At 47.0% G+C, this 23,184-nt stretch carries 11 protein-coding genes and 5 pseudogenes; 12 read left to right on the top strand and 4 right to left on the bottom strand.

What is annotated here, in order from left to right; all coding sequences use genetic code 11:
• Window positions 1-197 precede the first annotated feature (197 nt).
• From RE628_RS27320 to cydC, 7 genes and pseudogenes are all read left to right on the top strand, one after another.
• On the top strand, window positions 198-1,655 hold the full coding sequence (locus tag RE628_RS27320; protein ID WP_309156489.1) for a catalase: 1,458 nt from the start codon (window positions 198-200) through the stop codon (window positions 1,653-1,655).
• 202 nt (window positions 1,656-1,857) lie between these two features.
• Entirely contained in the window at window positions 1,858-2,652 is a 795-nt protein-coding gene (locus RE628_RS27315; RefSeq protein WP_309156487.1) for an ABC transporter ATP-binding protein, read from the top strand.
• A complete protein-coding gene (locus RE628_RS27310) occupies window positions 2,645-4,306 on the top strand; it encodes a hypothetical protein (protein WP_309156486.1) in 1,662 nt (553 codons plus the stop codon). Before RE628_RS27315 ends, RE628_RS27310 begins: the two co-directional genes overlap by 8 nt.
• Before the next feature lie 282 nt (window positions 4,307-4,588).
• Window positions 4,589-5,988 (top strand): annotated as a pseudogene (locus tag RE628_RS27305) (cytochrome ubiquinol oxidase subunit I).
• Window positions 5,978-6,991 (top strand): cytochrome d ubiquinol oxidase subunit II, encoded by a 1,014-nt coding sequence (gene cydB / locus RE628_RS27300; RefSeq protein WP_309156485.1) that lies wholly within the window; start codon window positions 5,978-5,980, stop codon window positions 6,989-6,991. Before RE628_RS27305 ends, cydB begins: the two are co-directional and overlap by 11 nt.
• Window positions 6,991-8,732 (top strand): annotated as a pseudogene (gene cydD / locus RE628_RS27295) (thiol reductant ABC exporter subunit CydD). The gene cydB and the pseudogene cydD overlap by 1 nt, the downstream one beginning before the upstream one ends.
• A complete protein-coding gene (gene cydC, locus RE628_RS27290; RefSeq protein WP_309159590.1) occupies window positions 8,722-10,479 on the top strand; it encodes a thiol reductant ABC exporter subunit CydC in 1,758 nt (585 codons plus the stop codon). Before cydD ends, cydC begins: the two are co-directional and overlap by 11 nt.
• Window positions 10,480-10,706: 227 nt before the next feature.
• On the opposite strand, the gene RE628_RS27285 is transcribed toward cydC, so the two are convergent.
• Complete coding sequence (locus RE628_RS27285; protein WP_375143140.1) at window positions 10,707-14,018, bottom strand: X2-like carbohydrate binding domain-containing protein; 3,312 nt, start codon at window positions 14,016-14,018, stop codon at window positions 10,707-10,709.
• 512 nt (window positions 14,019-14,530) lie between these two features.
• On the opposite strand from RE628_RS27285, the pseudogene RE628_RS27280 reads away from it, so the two are divergent.
• From RE628_RS27280 to RE628_RS27270, 3 genes and pseudogenes are all read left to right on the top strand, one after another.
• Window positions 14,531-15,447, top strand: a pseudogene (locus tag RE628_RS27280) (LysR family transcriptional regulator).
• Between the two features lie 288 nt (window positions 15,448-15,735).
• Window positions 15,736-16,173 (top strand): helical membrane plugin domain-containing protein, encoded by a 438-nt coding sequence (locus RE628_RS27275; protein WP_309156483.1) that lies wholly within the window; start codon window positions 15,736-15,738, stop codon window positions 16,171-16,173.
• A gap of 57 nt (window positions 16,174-16,230) precedes the next feature.
• On the top strand, window positions 16,231-17,409 hold the full coding sequence (locus tag RE628_RS27270; protein WP_309156482.1) for an NAD(P)/FAD-dependent oxidoreductase: 1,179 nt from the start codon (window positions 16,231-16,233) through the stop codon (window positions 17,407-17,409).
• Window positions 17,410-17,625: 216 nt separating this feature from the next.
• Here the strand turns inward: RE628_RS27270 and gdhA are convergent.
• The 3 genes and pseudogenes from gdhA to RE628_RS27255 form a co-directional block, all read right to left on the bottom strand.
• Window positions 17,626-19,000, bottom strand: a pseudogene (gdhA, locus tag RE628_RS27265) (NADP-specific glutamate dehydrogenase).
• A gap of 498 nt (window positions 19,001-19,498) precedes the next feature.
• Window positions 19,499-20,179 carry a CidB/LrgB family autolysis modulator gene (locus RE628_RS27260; RefSeq protein ID WP_309159589.1) on the bottom strand — a complete coding sequence of 227 codons (681 nt, stop codon included), beginning with the start codon at window positions 20,177-20,179 and terminating at the stop codon, window positions 19,499-19,501.
• The gene (locus tag RE628_RS27255) at window positions 20,179-20,550 is read right to left on the bottom strand and encodes a CidA/LrgA family protein (protein WP_375143138.1); all 372 of its coding nucleotides are present in this window, start codon (window positions 20,548-20,550) and stop codon (window positions 20,179-20,181) included. Before RE628_RS27255 ends, RE628_RS27260 begins: the two co-directional genes overlap by 1 nt.
• A gap of 141 nt (window positions 20,551-20,691) precedes the next feature.
• Here RE628_RS27255 and RE628_RS27250 point away from each other — a divergent pair, with 141 nt between their 5' ends.
• Window positions 20,692-21,576 (top strand): cidABC operon transcriptional activator CidR, encoded by an 885-nt coding sequence (locus tag RE628_RS27250; protein WP_309156480.1) that lies wholly within the window; start codon window positions 20,692-20,694, stop codon window positions 21,574-21,576.
• A gap of 149 nt (window positions 21,577-21,725) precedes the next feature.
• Window positions 21,726-23,140 (top strand): annotated as a pseudogene (locus tag RE628_RS27245) (amino acid permease).
• The last annotated feature ends 44 nt before the right edge of the window (window positions 23,141-23,184 follow it).

Genomic DNA, 23,184 nt, shown 5'->3' with positions numbered 1-23,184 from the left:
AAACATACGTTCCCACAATAGATCCAAAAAATTTTAAGTAGTTGACAATTAAAATTTATTAATCTTCATGTATCTTCATTTGACCTACACATGATTCACATATGATCTACACGTAAAGCTTCGGGTGAAAATGTTAGAATTTATTTTAGAACTTAGAATAAGTCTAAATATAGAAAACCTGAAAGGATGGATCATATATGAATAACCGATTAACGACAAATCATGGTGCACCAGTTGGTGATAATCAGAATTCACGTACAGCAGGACAGAGCGGGCCGACATTGCTCGAGGATTATCATCTGCTGGAGAAGTTGGGACATTTCGATCGTGAACGCATCCCGGAACGTGTCGTTCATGCACGGGGGGCGGGTGCGCACGGCGTATTTTTGACAGAACAGAGCATGTCTAAGTATACGAAAGCTCATTTCCTGCAAGAGGTTGGCCGGGAGACACCAGTATTCGTCCGTTTCTCTACAGTAATTCATGGCACAGGCTCACCGGAGACCGCCCGTGATCCACGGGGCTTCGCTGTTAAGTTCTATACGGAGGAAGGGAATTATGATCTAGTCGGGAACCATCTTCCGGTCTTCTTCATCCGTGATGCGATCAAATTTCCGGATATGGTCCATTCGTTGAAGCCGGCACCAAATACAAATATTCAAGACCCGGCTCGTTACTGGGACTTCATGACCTTATCGACAGAATCGACGCATATGATGACCTGGCTGTTCTCGGATAACGGAACTCCAGCCAACTACCGGCAGATGGATGGGTTCGGCGTCCACGCTTTTAAATGGATCAATGCTGAGGGCAAGATGACGTATGTGAAGTATACGTGGAGATCGAAGCAAGGTGTAAGAAATCTGTCGGCCGCAGAGGTTCAGGAGGTACAAGGACGTGACTTCAACCATGCGACCCGTGATCTGCACGATCATATTGAACAAGGGGATTTCCCGCAGTGGGAACTAAATGTACAGTTGATGCCGGTGGAGGATTTGGACCGTTGGGGCTTCGACCCACTTGATCCTACCAAGGTATGGCCGGAGGATCATTACCCACTCGTTAAGATCGGCACGATGATGTTGAACCAGAATCCGGTCAATTATTTTGCTGAAGTAGAGCAGGCTGCCTTCTCACCGAGTGTACTCGTGCCGGGAATTGAGCCTTCTGAGGATAAGCTGCTGCAAGGGCGTCTGTTCTCTTATCCAGATACCCAGCGTTATCGTCTTGGAGCCAACTATTTGCAAATTCCGGTGAATTGCCCGTATGCTCCAGTACGTAACCATCAGCGTGACGGCTTAATGAATGTGAAACAGGATCCTTCACCTGTCAACTATGAACCGAACAGCTTCGAGGACAGCCCTAAGGAAGCGTCCGAATACCAGGACAGCGTAGCGCCGCTTCATGGTCAGGTCGGACGGGAACGGATTGCCAAGACTGATGACTTCACGCAGGTCGGAGAACTTTACCGCAGCTTCACAGCTGAGGAGCAGAACCATCTGATCTCTAATCTGGTGAGTGACCTGCGCCAGACGAATGAGCAGATTCAATTACGGGCGATCTGTAATTTCTTCCGTGCTGACAGTGGATATGGCATGCGTCTGGCCCAGGAGCTGGGCATTGATATTAGTGGATTTATGCCTCAGGGGAAATAGTACAGATAGAATCTATTATATTAATGAATCAATATTAGAATCGAGAAGAACCGCCGATAATTGTTGGCGGTTCTTTGCTGTATATCCACCCAACGGTAACTGAAAACCTTCCAAAGTCATGGTATATTGGAACAAAAACATATATTCGAACATAATTACTAAAATGGAGCTATCCTCTAATCCGGTTTAAGGAGATGAAGTGATGAACAGTGGAAAGCCGATCATAACGATTCGCGATTTACGTAAGCGCTATGGGGATCGTTACGTACTTAACGGGGTTGATCTGGATGTATACCCTGGGCAAATTATCGGGTACATTGGACCGAATGGGGCGGGGAAGAGCACGACGGTGAAGATCATGCTTGGCCTTGTCGGCGAATATTCAGGTGATGTCAGTATTATGGGCCAGAGCCCTGACACTGGGGATGTAGAGTATAAACGTAGAATCGGTTATGTACCGGAGGTCGCGGAGATGTACGATACGCTAACAGCTCGGGAATATTTGACCTTTATTGGCGAGTTGTATGGTTTATCGATGGATGAAGCGGAATATAAGGCGCGGAAATTGATGGATCGCTTCGGGCTGGAGCAGGTGTTCAATCAGCGTATCGCATCATTCTCCAAGGGGATGAAACAGAAAGTACTGATTATATCTAGCCTGCTGCATAATCCGGATATTCTGTTTCTCGATGAGCCGCTCAGCGGTCTTGACGCCAACAGTGTTATGGTAGTGAAGGAGATTTTGGCTCTGCTGGCGGCTTCGGGTAAGACGATCTTTTATTCCTCGCATATGATGGATGTGGTGGAGAAGATCAGCAATCGCATTATTCTGCTCGACGGCGGACGAGTTGTTGCGGACGGCAGCTTTGAAGAGCTGAAGGGGAAGAGTCAGGAGGGTTCGCTGGAGCAAATCTTCAATCAATTGACTGGCTTTAATGAGCACAAGCAGATCGCCGAGCAATTCGTAGCCATTGTGAGAGGTGAGGCGGATGTATGAGCCAAGGTCCTTGCGACTACTTGATCGCTTTCAAGGTATATTTTCCCGTCTAGGTATCGATTATCCTGTTATGAGACGTATCTTACAGGTGAAGCTGACGATGGATGCCCGGAGGGTTCCTACGATTGTAGGCAAGTCGAAGCAGTCGAGCGATAGTTCGGCCATGGACGAGCGAAATCAGTTTATGCGTTCGTTATGGGTCTACGCTATTTATGGTGCATTATGCTCCGTTTTCATGTGGATCGGGGATGACTACTTTTTCCAAATGAGCCTGACCTTCGGTGTTCTGATGTTTATCATTATGACTTCACTGATTTCTGACTTTTCATCTGTACTGCTAGATATCCGGGATCGTAATATACTAGCGACCAAGCCTGTTCATCGTCGGACATTGGCGATGGCCAAGGCGCTGCATGTTTGTATCTATTTGCTCATGCTAACGGGGGCGATTGCCTCAATACCACTCGTTACCGGGTTGATTAAGCACGGGATATTATTTTTCCTGATATTCGTGATCGAACTAATCTTTATGGATTTGCTTATCGTAGCTCTCACTGCGCTGATCTATTTAACCGTGCTTAAATTTTTCGATGGCGAGAAGCTGAAGGATATTATCAATTATGTTCAGATTGGACTTACGATCGGAATGACAATAGGGTATCAATTGTTATCCCGGATGTTTAATCTTATCGATATGCATGTAAAGTTCCAGCCGAAATGGTACCAGTTCTATATCATACCGGTATGGTTCGCGGCACCGTTTGAGAGCGTGCTTCATCGCAACGGGGATTTGATATTCACGGTATTCTCCTTATCTGGACTCATTCTTCCGGTCCTTGCATTCATGATCTATATCCGGCTGATGCCTTCGATGGAACGCCACTTACAGAAGCTGGCCGATCCCGGCGGACGACCTGCTAGGGGAAGGGGACGACTGCCTTATTGGCTGTCCCGTATATTTTGTCCAAGCCCGCAGGAACGCGGATTCTTCCGCTTGGCTTGGTCCATGATGGGGAATGAACGGGATTTTAAACTTAAAGTTTATCCTATGCTAGGGTTTTCGATCATTTTCCCGTTTATATTTCTCTTAGGCCCCGGGATGGGGAGTGGGATCTCAGAGCTTCGGGGGACAGAGAAATATCTGTTCATTTATTTTTCCGGGGCGATGATCTCTACAATCATCATGATGCTGCAGTATTCCAGCAAATATAAAGCCTCTTGGATATATAAAGCATTGCCGATCAGCGACTATGTACAAGTATACAGAGGGACTTTAATTGCTGCATTTGTCCGCTTGATCATGCCGTTGTTCATTTTGCAATGCATCATATTTTGCTTCTTATTCGGGGCCGTCATTATTCCGGATTTGATTACAGCTGGACTAGGGATGTTGTTGTATACGGCGATTTGTTGTTTCTTACTGAATAGCAATTTACCCTTCACACGTCCCTTTGAAGCAGTACAAAGTGAAGGGATGAAGACTCTTCCGTTAATGCTGTTGCTGGGAGGGTTTGGAGTTCTACACTTGGTTATGACCCAAATCCATTATGGGGTATATATTTATACGCTACTGTTGATTGTGCTTAATTTCTTTGTATGGCACCCGAACCGTAAGCTATTTGGCAGATTTATTCGTAGGGCGGGTATAGAATAGTTTTGAATAATGAGTCGGGTGATGAGAGCTTGTACAGCTGATTCACCCGTTTTTATGAATCACATTGCAGGAACATTATGCTCAGACAAAAAAGTTTCACAATTTGGGAGAGAGTCCCAAAACCCGCGTCATTACTGCGTTTACGCGATAAAATTTCTTTTGTGATATTTATCATGTGATTCTCGTCACAAAATTATTAAATTTTGAACGTTCACTTTCATTTTTCCGTGATAGAATTCACATTAGTTAAAATTGAATGAAAGAAAGTAGGGAAGAAAAATTATGGATCCGTTAGTGCTTGCACGACTTCAGTTTGCGGTGACGACAATTTTTCACTTCTTCTTCGTTCCGGTGTCTATCGGTCTGGCTCTCCTGATCGCGATCATGGAGACGATGTACGTAGTCAAGGGCAAAGAAGAATACAAGCGCATGGCAAAATTCTGGGCAAGCTGTTCCTCATTAACTTTGCTGTAGGTGTTGTTACCGGGATTATTCAGGAATTCCAGTTTGGAATGAACTGGTCCGACTATTCACGTTTTGTCGGTGACGTATTTGGCGCACCGCTTGCGGTGGAAGCTTTATTTGCCTTCTTTATGGAGTCCACCTTCCTCGGACTATGGATCTTCGGGTGGGATAGATTGTCGAAGCGAGTTCACTTGCTCTGCATATGGCTCGTCGCAATTGGAACGACTGTATCGGCCTTCTGGATTCTGGCAGCAAACTCATTTATGCAACATCCGGTTGGTTTTGAAATGAACAATGGACGTGCAGAAATGAATGATTTCTTCGCCTTGATCACCAATGGTCAGTTGTTGGTTGAATTCCCTCACACCGTGCTGGGTGCATTTTCAACAGCCGCTTTCCTGATTGCAGGCATAAGTGCTTATAAGCTGTTGCGTCGTAAAGATGTTGATTTCTTCAAGAGATCATTTAAGCTTGCTGTTATCGTTGGGTTGATTACTTCCATAGGAACGGCTCTGTACGGTCACCAACAAGCGCAGTATCTGGTTAAGACTCAGCCTATGAAAATGGCTGCCTCCGAGGGATTGTGGGGTAAGAGTGGTGACCCTGCTCCGTGGACGGTGTATGCTCATATCAACCCGAAAACGGGTGAAAATTCTTTTGAAATTCAAATTCCGTATTTGCTCAGCTTCCTGTCTTACAGTAGCTTCTCCGGTGAAGTTAAAGGGATGAACGAGTTGCAAGCGGAGTATGAACAAACATATGGCCCTGGGGATTACATTCCACCGGTGCGTACTACATTCTGGAGCTTCCGCATCATGGTAGCGGCAGGGTCGTTGATGATTGTGCTGTCGCTATACGGGGCATATCTGGCATGGCGCAAAAAATTGGATAACAAAAATACTTGGTTCTATAGATTTATGCTATGGTCGATTTCACTTCCATTTATCGCAAATACGGCAGGATGGGTGATGACAGAGTTCGGTCGTCAGCCGTGGACGGTATTCGGGTTAATGCAGACGCAGGATAGTGTCTCGCCGAGCGTAACTTCGGGACAGCTTCTGTTCTCGATCATTGCATTTACCGCTATTTTCACTATACTTGCTATTTCGATGGTCTATCTGTTCGTGAAGGTTATTAAAAAAGGCCCTTATGCTGAGGGTATCGATGATAGCCATTCGATCGATCCATTCTCTAAGGAGGGATACCATGTCTCTTAGTGAGCTTTGGTTTGTATTGGTCGCCGTATTGTTCATCGGCTTTTTCTTCCTGGAGGGCTTTGACTTCGGTATTGGTATGAGTACCCGTTTTCTGGCCAAGAATGATATGGAACGCCGGGTGCTGATTAATTCGATCGGTCCATTCTGGGATGCTAACGAAGTCTGGCTGCTTACAGCCGGCGGCGCAATGTTCGCAGCATTTCCGAACTGGTATGCGACGATGTTCAGCGGTTACTATACTCCGTTGGTCGTATTGCTGCTCGCACTCATCGCCCGTGGCGTAGCGTTTGAATTCCGCGGTAAGGTGGATAACACCAAATGGAAGTCGGCTTGGGATATGTCGATTTTTCTCGGTAGTCTGCTACCTCCGTTCCTACTCGGCGTCGTATTCTCCGGTTTGATTAAGGGCTTGCCGATTGACGGAGATATGGAAATGAAGGCTGGATTGTTCGATATGGTCAACCTGTATACATTGGTTGGCGGAATTACGGTAGTTGTGCTATGTTTGGTACATGGTCTGCTGTTCGCTTCGTTGCGGACAACAGGGGATCTGCAGAAGCGGGCTCGTAAGCTGGCTAAGACAATGTTGATTCCTCTGGCTGCATTGTTTGTTATTTTTGCAGTCATGACTTACTTCCAGACAGATGTATTTGAAGTTCGCGGCTTGCCGCTTACCCTGCTCGCTGTCGTTGGCCTTGTTGCCTTCCTCTTGGCTGGATGGTTCATCTCCAAGCAGAGAGACGGCTGGGCGTTTGGTATGACAGGGACATTGATCGCTCTCTCGATCTCCGGCGTGTTCGTTGGTTTATTCCCGCGCGTCATGGTCAGCTCGATCAGTGAGACTTTCTCGCTGACGGTCTATAACGCATCTTCCGGGAACTATTCGCTGAAGGTCATGACGATCGTGGCATTGTCGCTGCTACCATTCGTATTGGGTTATCAAATTTGGAGTTATTTCGTTTTCCATAAGCGTGTTCATGAGAAGGAGCATTTGGAATACTAATGGGTAAGGGACTAATGAAGTTCAAAGGAATCAAGCCGGTCTTATGCTTAATGGCCGGCTTGACCTTTATTCAGACGATAGCGATTATATTGCAGGCAAAATGGCTTGCGGAGGCGGTATCCGCTCTGTTTGCCGGCGCCAAGTTACAGGAACAGGCCGGAACAGTTGGCTTGTTCCTGTTTGCTTTTCTGGTGCGGCAGTTATGTGGACTGGCTGAGCAGAAGCTTGCCTTCCGTTTTGCTGAGGAGACTGGTAGTTCTCTGCGGGAACAGGTACTGTCCAAGCTATTCGAGCTTGGGCCGCGGTTTGTCGGCCGCGAAGGGACAGGTAACTTGGTGACATTGATCCTTGAGGGGATCGCCAAGTTCCGTAAATATCTGGAGCTATTCTTGCCACGGATGTTGGCTACAGGAATTACACCGATTCTGATCCTAGCCTATGTATTTACATTGGATATAACCTCCGGGATTATCTTGACTGTGACGATGCCGATTCTGATTATCTTTATGATCTTGATCGGGCTTGCAGCTCGCAAGCAGATGGATCGTCAATGGGAGTCTTATCGGATGCTATCGAATCATTTCGTAGATTCGCTGCGTGGACTGGAGACGCTCAAATTCCTTGGACGCAGCAGAACGCATATTGATTCGATCGATCGGGTTAGCAATTCTTATCGCTCAGCGACGATGCGGACGCTTCGTGTAGCGTTTCTATCTTCATTCGCGCTCGATTTCTTTACCATGCTGTCGGTTGCTTCGGTTGCCGTAAGCCTTGGCCTAAGGCTTATCGATGGGCGAATGACCTTGCTAACCGGCTTGACGGTGCTGATTCTTGCGCCGGAATACTTCCTGCCTGTGCGCATGGTCGGTGCGGATTATCATGCGACGCTTGACGGCAAGGAAGCTGGAGAAGCGATGGACAGTATTATTAAAGAAGCGGAGCAGGAATCCGCTAAAGCGGCGGTTGTTCCTGCAGATGCCGATTTTAGTTGGAAGCCAGAGAGTCAGCTGATTCTCCATTCGATTGGTTTGAAGTATGAAGAGGCGGGCCGCGCATCTCTGGAAGACGTGAATGTGACGTTCGGCGGCATAGGCAAAATAGGTATTATCGGCGAGAGTGGAGCCGGTAAATCCACGCTGATTGATGTTCTGGGCGGATTCTACGTCCGACCTCGGGGACATTTGAGCTCAATGGCTGTACATTAGGAGATCTTGGTGCCTCCGGGTGGAGGGACTTGATTACGTATATTCCGCAGAAGCCGTATATTTTCAGCAGCAGCTTGGCTGATAATATTCGCTTCAACAGACCAGAAGCATCGATAGAGGATGCGGCCAAGGCGGCTGAAGCGACAGGGCTCGGAGGCTTGATCGATAGCTTACCACTTGGGCTGGATGAGCCTATTGGCGGCGGGGGAAGGCCGTTGAGCGGCGGTCAAGAGCAGCGCGTAGCATTGGCCCGGGCCTTGCTCAGCGAGCGGCCGATTATTCTTCTAGATGAACCAACGGCTCATCTAGATATCGAGACCGAATATGAACTGAAGGAGACGATGCTCCCTCTGTTTGAACATAAATTGGTCATTTTAGCTACACATCGCCTGCACTGGATGCAGGATATGGATCGTGTTGTCGTTATGGAGAAGGGGCGTGTTGCAGAGTACGGCACACCAGAACAGTTAATAGAAGGCAAGGGAGCTTTCTATCAACTGATGGTTTCGCAGCAGGAGGGATATGATGAAGGATAATCTTTCGGGAAAAGGTTGGATCACGCCGTATTTTCGCCTCTATAGCGGCCGTTTTGCTTTGTACTTGATTCTGGGGATCCTGACCCTTCTATCTGCATCAATGCTGATGTTTACTTCGGGTTACCTGATCACGAAATCATCTACAATGCCTTACAATGTTCTACTTGTGTATGTTCCTATCGTCGGTGTACGGGCATTCGGTATTGGACGGTCTGTCATCCATTATGTGGAGCGATTGGTTGGCCATGATGCGGTGCTGCGCATTTTGTCGCGGATGCGGGTTCGTTTGTATCGCGTACTGGAGCCGCAAGCCCTATTCATCCGTTCGCGCTACCGGACAGGCGATATTCTCGGAGCGCTAGCCGATGACATTGAACAGCTTCAGAACGTATACATTCGTACTGTGTTCCCGAGCCTAATAGCCATCGTCTTATATGCTGCTGTCGTTGTAGGTCTGGGTGTATTCGATGTGGTGTTTGCTCTCTTGGTCGCACTGTATATATTAATTCTTATTGTCGTGCTTCCTTATATCTCTTTGAAACTGACGCAGAGAACGAATGCCGAAGTCAAACGCGAGCGCAACGGGCTCTATCAGAAGCTGACAGATGCGGTTATGGGGATCGGTGATTGGGTCATCAGCGGTCGGCATCATGATTTTCTAGCCGATTATGAACGGGCTGAAGCGACCGTTGCCAACAAGGAGCGCAAGCTGCATGTCTGGTCGAGATGGAGAGGGCTAATCGGCCAGCTCGTCATTGGCCTTGCCGCAGTCGCCATGATCTATTGGTCTAGTGGCCAAGCGGCGTCTGGACACATTGATCCTACCTTAATCGCGGCTTTCGTGCTCGTCGTATTCCCGCTGGCAGATGCTTTTCTACCGGTAGCGGATGCAGTGGAGCGAATCCCCGAGTATAAAGAGTCGCTGGAGCGGCTGAAGCGGATCGAGGGCCAAGGAGACGTCGGCTTAGAGGGGATTTCGAAGAATAAACTAAGTCAACCGGCTGAGCGAGCCCACTTGAGGCTGGAGCATGTTAAATTTGCTTACGAAGAAGAGGGAGCCAATTCCGTAGAAGGCGTATCGATTGATATACCTCAAGGTAAGCGAATCGCCGTGATTGGTCGCAGTGGTGCAGGTAAATCGACGTTGCTGAAGCTGATCCAGGGGGCTCTGGCACCGACGGATGGTTCGGTCTTGATTAATAATCGAGCAGCCGTGGATTATGGCGAGGAGATTCCAGGACTAATCTCCGTATTGAATCAAAGCCCTCATCTGTTCGATACAACAGTAGCGAACAATATTTTGCTTGGCCGTCCGGAGGCCAGCGAGGAAGAAATTCTGCGCGCCGCTGAACAGGCGCGAATGGGTGAATTGATCGCTTCACTTCCGGAAGGGCTGAATACACCGATGCGCGAGACGGGACAGCGCTTCTCGGGTGGGGAGCGACAACGTATCGCGCTGGCTAGGGTGTTACTGCAGAATACACCTGTACTCATTCTTGATGAGCCTACGGTAGGGCTGGATCCTCGGACTGAGCGGGCGCTACTGTCTACGATTTTCCAAGCGACAGCTGGCAAATCGCTGATCTGGGTGACACATCACCTAGTTGGTGCGGAACAGATGGATGAGATCATATTCATGGAGCATGGTCGTATTATCATGCGTGGGACTCATGCTGAATTGATGGAGCGCGAGCCACGATACCGCAATCTGTATCATTTGGATCGGCCAATTCGTCTTGGAGAATAATGCTATGGGGCCGCTATTAAGGCAAAAATAATCGGTTTAATAAATCTAACGGAACTCAGGTACACTATTTGGATTGAATAAGGCTCGAATCCCTTCAATCAGGCTGAATAGCGTCTCCTAGTTCCGTGAGAAAGGCAGTAAAAAAAAGGTCGAGCACCAGGCAAGTTTAAGCCTGGACTCGACCTTTTTTTAATTTGAAACGGGTAGTGGACTTTTTGAATAACCTCTTACGGCTCTACTCCCCAGACAATCTGTCCACCGATGTACCCAGTGAGCTTGGGGCTGTCTTGATAAGCAGTTGCAGCTGGATTGAAGGAGTAATCATCGCTTTGATTATAATTCGTCCAGTCCGATTTGGAGAGACGGATCTGCAGGTCGATGCTTTGACCAGCGGCGAGGCTGCCGGCTCCGCTGGTGAACCCGAATTCGGCATAATAGTCAGCGCCTGGTTTAGCGGTCGTCATCTTCACAAAGCTGCCAGTGACATTGCTGCTCCCGACCTGGGACCAGTCGCAGAAGAAGTTCTGTGGCTTCTCTCCATCAATGGTGTAGTAGTAGCGAAGCTTAACGTCGGATAGATTAATTGCATTAGTACTGGTATTGGTCAATTTGATTCTTGGACTGATCGTATTCACGTTGGAAATAACCGAGCTGTTATACATCTGCACCTGGATATTGCCGCTAATAGTTGAAGTGGTATCAATGACATTAACGCTAAGAACCTTTGTGGCTCCTGCACTGAACTGGAAGGTTAAGTTAACTGTACCGAGCGGCTGTGCAGCAAGATAACTGCTAAGGATGGTAACAGTAGTTCCCGAGACGGAATAATCCGTCCCTTGGACGAGAGTAGCCGTTCCGTTCGTTATCTTGCTAAGCGTGTTGCCGTTAAAAGTCATCGACACTGGAATATTAGCCTGATTTTCGAGCTTCTTATCAAAGGAAGCACTTGTCGGACTTATCTCCGAATTGACTGCTGAGCTGTCGGTAACTGTTACAGATAGTATCGCGTTAGCGCCCGCACTGAACTGGAAGGTCAAATTAACCGTATCGAGTGGCTGTGCGGCAAGATAGCTGCTAAGGATGGTAACAGTAGATCCCGAGATGGTATAATCCGTCCCTTGGACGAGAGCAGCCGTTCCGTTTGTTATCTTACTAAGCGTGTTGCCGTTCAAAGTCATCGAGACCGGAATGTTAGCTTGAATCCCGATCTTTTTGTCGAAGGTAGCGGAGGTTGGTGTGATTTCCGAATTTACGACCGGATTCGGTTCACTCAAGGCGTCGCCATAAACAATACCGAGCCCGTTAGTCCCGATGTAGACACGGCCGTAAATTCTTGGGTCGCCAGTGATGGCCGAATTGGTCGAAGCATATTGATGCTGGTTATCATTGATTCTGACCCAGCTCGCTCCCGCGTCATTAGAGCGGAAAATGCCGCGTACTCCATCGATTTTGGCGCTTGTGTAAAGTACCATATAGCTGCTTCCCGGTGCGGCCTTGCCGAAGCCGATTACGTTGGCCTCTTGAACATTAGCCAGCTTTGTGAAGGATGAGCCGGAGTTGGTAGAATGCCATAATCCGTAGATTCCACTAGTTTGGTTTCCGCCAGCCAGCCAAATATCGCCTTCCACACCTGGCATCGCTTTGAAGTCCAGATCTCCTTCAACAGGAAGCCCGGAGGCGGAGGTTTGGATGAAGGAAGCACCGCCGTTTGTGCTGATATAGAACTTTCCGGCTGACCAAGCGTAGAATTTGTTTGAATTTACACGGTCGGAAGCAATCTTGGCGCCTGCTGGTATCCCGGTGCTCGCCGTCCAGGAGTTACCGTTATTTTTAGAGTAAAATACGCCCTTATCAGAAGTGCTCCAGGCGAGGGAGTCACCGCTGGCAGATAAAGCGATCTTCCCACCGCCGGCCGTTCCAGGTGGCTCACTATTACCCGCATACCAATTGCTTCCGCCGTCACGGGAATAGCCGATGGACTTCGCGTTCGGATCTGCTGATTTATCCGCTGTGCCTACGCGGACGATATAGCTTGGATCAAGTTCGGCATAATCAATATCCGTTGTGCTGTTCGGGTTAGTCATCATTTTGGCCGGGGCTTGTGTCAGATTGTCATGCCGGAAGCCGGTAACGTCGCCAAGTCCGCTAATCAGATGGGCACCTGAAGGGGGACTGATCAAATCGATAACAGCAGTTTCCTCTATTCCCTTGGCCATAACGCTTAGATTAATCTTCTTCCCTAGATCCCAATCGGTCAGATTGTTCGTTCCGTAGATGGTAGCTCCTGTTCCGTACATCATCCGGTTGGAGTTGAACGGATCGATCTCCAGATCGCCGATCATCCAACCCAATTTTGGCGTAATTTCAGGCGGAGACGGGTTCGTACCAAAAGTAAGCCAGGGAGCTGCAGAAATATCCTGTGTGTACCTAAGCGTACGGTCCGGATAGCCGTTCCAGTCCCAAATTCTAGTCCAAGTGGAACCTCCATCGGTGCTGCGGAAGATGATCGCGTCCGGCCACCAGGAGTTTAGTGTAGCTACCATAATCGTATTCGGATGCTGAGCATCAACAGCCAGCCCGCCATACCCATAGTAATTGTCATCGCTGGTGCTGGATACGGGACTAATATTTGTCCATGCCCCTGTTGAGAGGTTCAGCTTCCAGACTTGCCCCTTGGTCCCATCATAGGGACCTGCCCCATTGCTGTAAGAAATGTATAAATGCCCGTTAGCTGAAATGACACCATGGTGGGGAAGGTAGCCTGTAGGCTGTCCGGGTACAGCTGACCAGGTAATACCACCATCGGAACTGTGGTATACGCTTTGATTCTTGTCGGCGACCCCGACATAAATACTCTGGGTCGTCTGGTTGGTAGACCCGGTGGATGGATCGAAGGCGATCCAGGCCAGACCGACGATGTCGCTTTGATATTCGTTGCTAGGATCCTCCACGTAGGTTCCTGGATTTGGGAAGCTGGTCACTTGGCTCCAGGTAGCTCCGTAGTCGGTACTCCGCCACAGTCCGTTGCCGCTTCTTGCACCGAAATAGAGAATGTTGTTCTTATTAGGGTCAATGACAAGCCGCTCTCCCATTGAGCGTCCTGGCATATTACCACCAACCTTGAAGGGCAGGCTCGCACTCTGCCATGTCTTACCACGATCGGTAGAACGTAATATGCTTCCGTTGTTCGGATCCCAGCTGTTCGTATAGGTTCCTACAGCTAAATAAACACGGTTCGGGTCTATTGGGTCTGTGGCTAGAGCGTCGACGCCGGTCTTGCCCCATTCCTCGAAGCCTACCCAATCTAACAGCTGGATCCAACTGTTATCGGCCGGATTCCAGCGATAGGCACCTCCGATATCGGTTCTGGCATAGATCAGGTCGGGTTCGGATGAATTAAAAATGATGCCGGGTACAAATCCGCCTCCACCTCCAGTCACAGCTTTATTCCATACATAGGCTTCGTTTGGTGCGGCGTTTGCCTTTGATGGGATTTCAATAAAGGAAGCTCCTGCAATGATGATAGCAAGTAGTAAAATAGGAAAACCTCTGAGCAATCTGTTATTCCCCAACTTGAAAACCTCCCGATTCGATTAATTTGGAAGATAGATGGTGTATATTCTCATAAGGGTGAAAATTACATTTCTTTGCTTCACCTTCTTTCTTTTATTAATTACTAGCTTGTCTTCATCATGGTTCGGATTGTGAAAGGCCCAAGCCTTTGCGATGGGAACAACACGGGCTGACAATCTCATGTGAGTAAACGGGCCTTTTGCCAACAGACTAACTGAACACGATAAATAGATCAATAATTTGTAATAAACACCACTAATTTCTATATGAAGAAGTTTAAAAATCAGGTAAAAATTAGATATTTCTAGTTGAGGGCAAACCGTTTGTACGGGGTTTTCGTAGATAGCTTTCACTTGCAGCGGATAGCCGATATAATGGTGATTAATTATACTCAAGGGATATTATCCACTCTCATGAAACCTGAGACATGAATGATATACATGGAGAATGACCGCCAAAAATTTGGAGGTGAAGGGATTTGGAACTGAGACAGATTCAATATTTCATTGAGGTAGCGAAGCTTGAGCATGTGACTGAAGCCTCTTATGTGTTGCATGTGTCGCAGTCTGCAGTAAGCCGGCAAATCTTCAAGCTGGAATCGGAGCTTGGAGTTAATCTGTTCATCCATGAGGGACGTAAGGTGAAGTTGATGCCGATCGGCCGGTTATTTCTGTCCCATATGGAACAATTAATGAAGGTCATTGATAATGCCCAGCAGGAGATCAACGAATTTCTGGACCCAGAGCGCGGTACGGTCCGCATCGGATTTCCCAGCAGTTTGGCAGCGCAGATGATTCCGAAAGTGGTCTCGGCCTTCCGTGATCGCTACCCTGCAGTCCATTTTCAATTGCAGCATGGCTCCTACAAGGAGCTGGTGGAGTCGGTCATTCAGGGCGATATGAATCTGGCGATTATGGGGCCTGTGCCACAACATGAACCGCTGATAAAGAGCGAGGTTCTATTCCAGGAGAAATTCGTCGCTATGCTACCGGCGAATCACCGATTAGCCAAGCAGAGCGCGATCCGTCTTAACGAACTAAAGGACGATTATTTCGTACTGTTTCCAGAAGGCTTCATCCTAAGGGAGATCGTTGTGAATGCCTGCTCGAATCTGGGTTTCAAGCCGAAGGTCGCTTTTGAAGGAGATGATCTGGACGCGATTAAGGGCTTGGTAGGAGCAGGAATGGGTCTGACCATTCTGCCGGAGATCGCTCTGAACGAGCATATCGCTTCTACGATTATTACTTTACCGGTTATTGAACGGGTTGTTACGAGGGATGTCGGAGTTATTATTCCTGCCAATCGCGAGCTGCCCCGACAGAGAAGCTGTTCTATGAGTTCCTGAAGAACAATTCCGATATGTTCGGGTTCGAGAGCAGTTATGAAGTGAAGTGAAATGGATAGTATAGGCTTTTTCCTTACATAAATAACACCTGTATTACCTAATATTAGAGTGTGATGTTTGTCCAATTTGTTAACTCTAAATAAACGCTGTGATATTTGTCATTAAGTTCATAACTTAATGACTTTTTTTGTTGAAAATGTGGTAAAATTAATTATGGGTGTTCAAGTGTGAGAAGTTGTTCAGTTTTTCACTAACTTTATTTAAGCGAGAAAGGCTATGGGGGCCTCTAAACCTCCCAAATTTCAAGCGTTGTTGCTTATTGCAAAGGAGAATCAGCTATGTCAGAAGCGATCACAGAAACGAAGTCTGAACAAGAGACAGTATCGTCCAACCAAGGTGGACGGGATATTATTGATCAACTGTTAACCCCTGAAGTTCAGGAATCATTGACAGCCCTGGTGCAGCAGCTTCCGAAGTTGACCGAGCTCGTTAATGTAATGACGAAATCGTATGATTTTGCTAAATCTGTATCTACAGATGAGATCCTCAAGAATGATACGGTTGGGGCTATCACAGAGATCGTGGGACCAGTTAAGGACAAGGTGAAGCATATGGCTGCCAATGTGATCGAAGCCAAGGATCGTGCAGATGCGAGCCAAGAGGTTATCGGTCTTTTTGGTCTGCTTAAAATGGTTAAGGATCCTGAAGCTCAGAAAATCTTCCGTTTCTTTAATGCTTATCTGCAAGTTGCCGGAGAACGTAATAATCAGAAATAGTATTCATATAAATGCGAGTCCAAAATATTAACTAATGCATGAACGGAGGACGGAGTCATGTCAAAACATATTGTCATCTTAGGTGCCGGTTATGGCGGTGTTCTTAGCGCTTTGACCGTTCGCAAATATTTGCAAAAATCAGAAGCACGGATCACTGTGATCAATCAGTTTCCTACTCATCAGATTATTACTGAGCTGCATCGTCTGGCAGCAGGTAATATCTCTGAACGCGCAGTTGCCTTGCCTTTGGAGAAGGTATTCAAAGGAAAAGATATCGATCTTCGCATCGCCAAAGTTGAGAAATTCTCCGTAGACAATAAAGAAGTGAAGTTGTCTGACGGAACTACTCTCAGCTATGACTCACTCGTAGTTGGTCTGGGTAGTGTGACCGCTTATTTCGGAATTCCAGGGCTGGATAAATACAGCATGGTACTGAAATCTGCGGACGATGCTAACCGCATCCACCGTCATATCGAAAGTAAGATTGCGGAATACGCGAAGACGAAGAACGAAGCTGATGCGACGATTCTGATCGGCGGCGGCGGTCTGACTGGGGTTGAACTGGTTGGTGAGATCGCAGACGGCATCCCTGCGCTTGCTAAGAAATACGGGGTTGATCCTAAGAAAATCAATCTTTCCCTCGTTGAAGCAGGTCCTAAGATCCTTCCGGTATTGCCAGATGTACTGATCGAGCGCGCTACAGCTAGTCTCGAAGCACGCGGCGTGAAGTTCTTGACTGGCCTTCCTGTTACCAATGTAGAAGGCAATGTGATCGATTTGAAAGATGGCTCGAAGATTACCGCCAACACCTTTGTATGGACTGGTGGAGTTCAAGGCAACCCGCTCGTAGGAGAATCGGGACTTGAAGTGAATCGTGGCCGTGCTACCGTTAATGAGTTCTTGCAATCTACTTCCCATCAAGATGTATTCGTCGTTGGCGACAGTGCTGTAAGCTTTGGTCCTGATGGACGTCCATATGCCCCTACGGCTCAGAACGCTTGGCAAATGGGTGAGTTGGTTGGCTACAACCTCTATGCGACAATCATCGGCAAGCATCTTGAAGAATTCCATCCAGTGAACTCTGGTACGCTAGCTAGCTTGGGCCGTAAGGACGCTGTTGCTACCATCGGCGGTAACAACACCGAGCTGCGTGGATTACCGGCAACACTGATGAAGGAAGCCAGCAATATGCGTTACTTGGCTCACATTAAATCTCTGGATACTTTGGCTTACTAATCGCTGGACATAGATCTGACTAATATAAATGAAGCTCTGATATAGACGTAAGTCTGTGTCAGAGCTTTTTTCTTGCTAGCTTGTGATGGTGCGGTTAAGCTCTTATAGAAAAAATCCCTAATCTCTTTGACGGATGTCTAGAAATCAGGGATGTATGGTGAATTCAAGATTCGAAGTCGAATTGGCTTCTTGAGTCACTTCGTGATCAAAAGTGGATTAAACCACGCCGTGGGCGATCATTGTGTCGGCTACCTTAAGGAAACCGGCGATGTTGGAGCCGACGACCAGATTGCCTTCATGGCCGTATTCTACAGCTGCATTTACGCTATTGTTATAAATGTTCGTCATAATATCTTGCAACTTAGCGTCTACCTCTTCGAATGTCCAAGCCAATCTAGCGCTGTTCTGCGCCATCTCCAACGCGGATACGGCTACGCCACCTGCGTTAGCAGCTTTGGCTGGTCCAAAGTAGACTCCGTTGTTCAGATAGACTTCGATGGCTTCGAGGGAAGAAGGCATATTTGCACCTTCAGCTACATACTTACAGCCGTTAGCTACAAGCGTCTTAGCCGCAGCTTCATCGATTTCATTCTGTGTAGCGCAAGGAAGTGCGATATCGCAAGGAATATCCCAGATGTTTTGGCAGCCCTCAACAAACTGCGCAGAAGGATGAACCTCAACGTATTCCTTGATCCGTTTTCTTTCCACTTCTTTAAGACGTTTTACTGTCTCAAGATCGATTCCGTTCTCGTCATAAATGTATCCATTAGAGTCAGAGCAGGCTACGACTTTAGCACCGAACTGAGTCGCCTTCTCGATAGCATAGATTGCTACGTTACCGGAGCCGGATACAACAACGGTCTTGCCTTCAAAGCTCTCGCCCTTGGACTTCAGCATCTCAGCTGTGAAGTAGACGAGGCCATAACCTGTTGCTTCAGTACGAGTCAAGCTACCGCCATAGGTTAAGCCTTTGCCAGGTCAGAACGCCAGCTTCATTGCCACCGCAGAGGCGCTTATATTGTCCGAACATATAACCGATCTCTCTCGCACCAACACCGATGTCACCAGCAGGAACGTCTGTATCTGGACCGATATATCTGGATAGCTCAGTCATAAAGCTTTGTGTGAAGCGCATAACTTCGTTATCGGATTTACCCTTTGGATCGAAATCGGAACCACCCTTGCCGCCGCCGATTGGTTGGCCAGTCAGGGAGTTCTTGAAGATTTGTTCGAAACCAAGGAACTTGATGATGCTGGCATTAACGGATGGGTGGAAGCGAAGTCCGCCTTTGTAAGGGCCGATAGCGCTGTTGAATTGAACACGGAAACCGCGGTTAACTTGAACCTTACCTTGGTCATCTACCCATGGCACGCGGAAAGAAACTAGACGTTCTGGCTCAACGATTCTCTCAAGAATTGCATTGTTGCGGTATTTTTCATGCTTCGCAAATACAGGGACTAAGGAATCAAGAATTTCTTTGATAGCTTGATGAAATTCACTCTCTCCCGGATTGCGTTTCTTCACTGTTTCATACACTTCGTTGACATACTGCTTTGCTGATTCCAATCCTGGCTCAGCTTTCTCTTGCATAATAGCCATGAATGATTCCACCTTTCTTTTATAGGGGTAATTCAAAAAGTCCACTTTGATCACGAAGTGAATCAAGAAGTAACTCGGCATCGAATCTTGAATTCAGCCGGGCCTTCTGATGCTTATGTACAAACTACGTACACTCCGCTCCTCTGTCCCTAGCTTCATCCAACCTTCTCGGTGCTGAAAATCGGCCTTTTCGAACTGCTTTATAATTTCACGATTTATCTAACCTCATTGTAATGTCTAAACCATATAACAAACAAAGCTTTATTTAGATGAAGTATATGACCAAATGAGATGAACTTTGGTGTCTCTTTGAATTTTTAGGAATAAATAACCATGTATACGATTTCACAAAGGATTTATCATCCATATATAGATATTTAAAGAATAGGGTATTGTTGAAATATATTTTTGCTGAATAAAAAGGGACCTTTCCATTCGGAAAGGTCAATCAAGAGAGATCTATATAAAAAAAACTTGGGAGGAACCTAATTAGTGGAAGATCAGGGTAATAAATAATGGAGCTGTAGTCAGTGTGAACAGGGCTGCCAGAATCATCGAAATACTGGAAATTGTACCTGTCAGTGAGCTAAGCTCGAACGCTTTGGAAGTACCTGTACCATGTGCACTTGTGCCCAGCAGTACACCGCGGGCCACCTCGCCATCAATACGTAGTGCTCTTACGACCATAGGACCGATCATGGAGCCTAACAGACCAGTGATAATAACGAATACCGCTGTAATATTCGGTACGCCGCCAATGACCTGTGAGACGCTCATCGCGATTGGAGTCGTTACTGAACGAGGCACAAGACTGCTAATTAACTGCTGATCCAGATGCAGCCATTCGGCGAATAATGCGGAAGAGAAGATAGCTACGATAGAGCCGGTCAGCACGCTGGCTAATATTTCGATCGCATGTTTTTTCAGCACATTGTAATATTTGTACAGAGGAATAGCAAAAGCGACCGTTGCAGGTTGTAGCATCGTGCTCAACCATTTTCCTCCTCCGTTGTAGGTCTCAAAGGAGACATTTGTTAACATCAAGCCTATAATTAGCGTAATTGGCGTAAGCAGAAGAGGCGAGAAATACACTCTTGGATAAGCCTTATATAATCTTTTGGATAAAGCATAAATCGTTAAAGTAATAATAAGCCACAGAATTCCTAACATCATTGTGCTCTCTGCTCCTTCCTTTTGGAAATTCTCGATGCGACTAGGCCGGAGCTTGCCATCACAATGACAGTACTGGAGATAACAACGAGTAGAATTCGGATACCGTCTTGCTCCAGTAGAGACATATAGTTCATCACACCCACGGCTGCAGGAATGAAGAATAATAACAACTCGGCTAACAGCCAGTTTGCGCCCTGCTCAATCCAGCTCAGCTTGATCACATTCGTCTTCAGCAGGATGAACAGAATAATAATGCCCAGAATTGTACCGGGTATCGGTAAGTGCAGCCATTTCACTATATAATTCATCGCCAGGGAGATAAAAAATAGAACTGCGACCTGAAGAATGATGATACTAAGATTTTTTATCTTACCCATCGACATACATTTCCTTTCTAAATTCGTTCTCATGTAACTGTAATGAAAATATTACATCATCTACTTTCATGAGTAAAATGAATATAAAGAATGATTCGCATTCCATTTGTCTATGATAGGAGAAGATTTATTTTGGATATACGACAGATGCAATATCTCGTTGAAGTAGCTAGACATCAGAGTTTCACGAAGGCAGCCGACGCGCTATATATTACTCAACCAACCATTAGCAAGACGATTAAATCGCTGGAGGAGGAACTGGGAGTTGTTCTGTTCAACCGCAATGGTAAAAGAATTGAACTGACGGACGCGGGTCAGATTATCGTTAGTCAGGCGCAGCAAATCGTTGCATCTTTTCAGAATTTAACGGCGGAACTGGATGATTTGCGCAATCTGAAGCGAGGACATATTCGCATTGGATTGCCACCTATGGTAGGAGCAAACTTCTTCCCGAAGGTGATCGGTCAATTTCACGAACGCTATCCTGAGATCACGATTCAGCTCTTTGAAGATGGGGCGAAGAAGGTAGAATATGATGTTGCCAATGGCTCATTGGATGTAGGGGTTGTTGTATTGCCGGCAACACAGGAGGGTCTGACGGTCCTTCCATTTGTAGAGGAGAAGCTGAATCTCGTCGTGCATCCCTCCCACCCGCTGGCTGAACGTCAAGAGGTAAAGCTGAACGAGCTAGCAGAGGATTCCTTCGTATTGTTCCGCGAGGACTTTACGCTTCATGATCGGATAATCGCCGAATGTGCCAAAGTGGGCTTTCAGCCACGTGTTGTATATGAGAGTTCACAGTGGGATTTAATTAGTGAGATGGTGACGGTTGGACTTGGTATCACGCTGCTTCCGGAGACGATCTGCCGTGAGATTGACCAGAGACGAGTGAGAATTATCGGATTGGTCCAACCGGTTATTCCTTGGCATCTCGGTATTGTCTGGCGTGAAGACCGATACTTATCCTTCTCGGCTCGGGAGTGGATCCGTTTTGCTAAGAAGGTGCTCGTTCAATGAAAAAACAGGATAGATTCGAAAATAAATGCAATTTCCTGAAATTTTCTTTAATTTGGACACAATAATATAATCAACTTTCTATGACCTGGACAAGGAAGTTTGTTAAAATTAGAATCCTGTAGAAATTTTTTTATAGGAGATACGCTAGCATGAACTACTTTAGAAAAAAATCAATACCGTCAATGATTAAGGAACAACAAGCTTCAGGCCAGGGACATTTGAAAAAGAACTGGGCGTGTTCGATCTGGCTATGCTCGGCGTAGGGTGTGTAGTTGGTACAGGAATCTTCGTCTTAACCGGCGTCGCCGCTGCTAACCATGCCGGACCGGGATTGATCCTCTCCTTCGTGATGGCCGGAATCATCTGTGCATTTTGTGCGCTATGTTACGCAGAATTTGCCTCGATGGTACCGGTATCCGGAAGCGCCTATACGTACAGTTACGCTACCTTTGGTGAACTGGTTGCCTGGATCCTTGGCTGGGACCTGATTCTTGAGTATGGGTTCGCTGCCTCGATGGTAGCGAGTGGTTGGTCAGGTTATTTTCAAGGCTTATTGTCCGGCTTCGGTCTGAATATTCCGCCAGCGCTAAGTAGTGCTTTCCATCCTGCGGGTGGCACTTATATCGATTTACCCGCTGTCCTAATCGTTCTGCTACTGACTTTTATTGTTTCTAGAGGCGGTAAGGAGTCGACGCGGCTCAACTCGATTATGGTTATTATTAAAATTGCAGTTATTCTTCTCTTTGTCATCGTAGGTGCCTTTTTCGTGAAACCATCGAACTGGAGTCCCTTCATGCCATTCGGCTTTAGTGGAGTGATTACAGGAGCGGCCACCGCATTTCTGTCCTATATTGGGTTCGATGTCGTGGCAACGGCAGCCGAGGAAGTGAAAAATCCGCAAAAAGATTTGCCGCTAGGGATCATTTGGTCGCTGGTTATTTGCTCACTGCTCTACATTATCGTAACCGCGGTGTTAACCGGGATCGTCCCTTATACGCAGCTGAATGTGAAGAATCCAGTTGCTTATGCACTGCAGGCCATCCATCAGGATTGGGTGGCAGGGTTCATTTCATTGGGTGCAATCGTCGGTATAACTACAGTGCTGTTCGTATTGCTATTCGGGCAATCTCGTCTCTTGTTCGCGATCGGGCGTGATGGATTGTTGCCGGAACGATTATCGCGGCTTAATCCGAAGACAGAAGCGCCTTCGACAAGTATTTGGTCTACCGGGATTATCGTTGCTCTGTTCGCCGGACTGATCCCACTTAACAGACTAGCCGATCTCGTAAGTATCGGCACGTTGTTTGCTTTTATCGCTGTATCACTTGGCATCATCATTTTGCGCAGAACACACCCAGAATTACCGCGTTCTTTCAAAGTGCCGCTCGTTCCGATTATTCCTCTGATTGCCATCTTGAGCTGTGGCTATTTATTGATTAGTTTGCCAGGTATAACATGGATCGCCTTCCTGATCTGGATGATCATCGGACTGTCCGTATACAGTTTGTATGGCTACAAGCATAGTAAACTATCCGGTCAAACAACGGTGAAGAAGCAGAAATAAACAGGGTGAATATTGTTAAGGCAAAAGGCAGAAATTAATGGGGA

The sequence above is a fragment of the Paenibacillus sp. D2_2 genome, assembly GCF_031199965.1.
Taxonomy (GTDB): domain Bacteria; phylum Bacillota; class Bacilli; order Paenibacillales; family Paenibacillaceae; genus Fontibacillus.
Note: the sequence above shows the minus strand (reverse complement) of the source record. Positions and strands in the feature narration are given on the sequence as shown.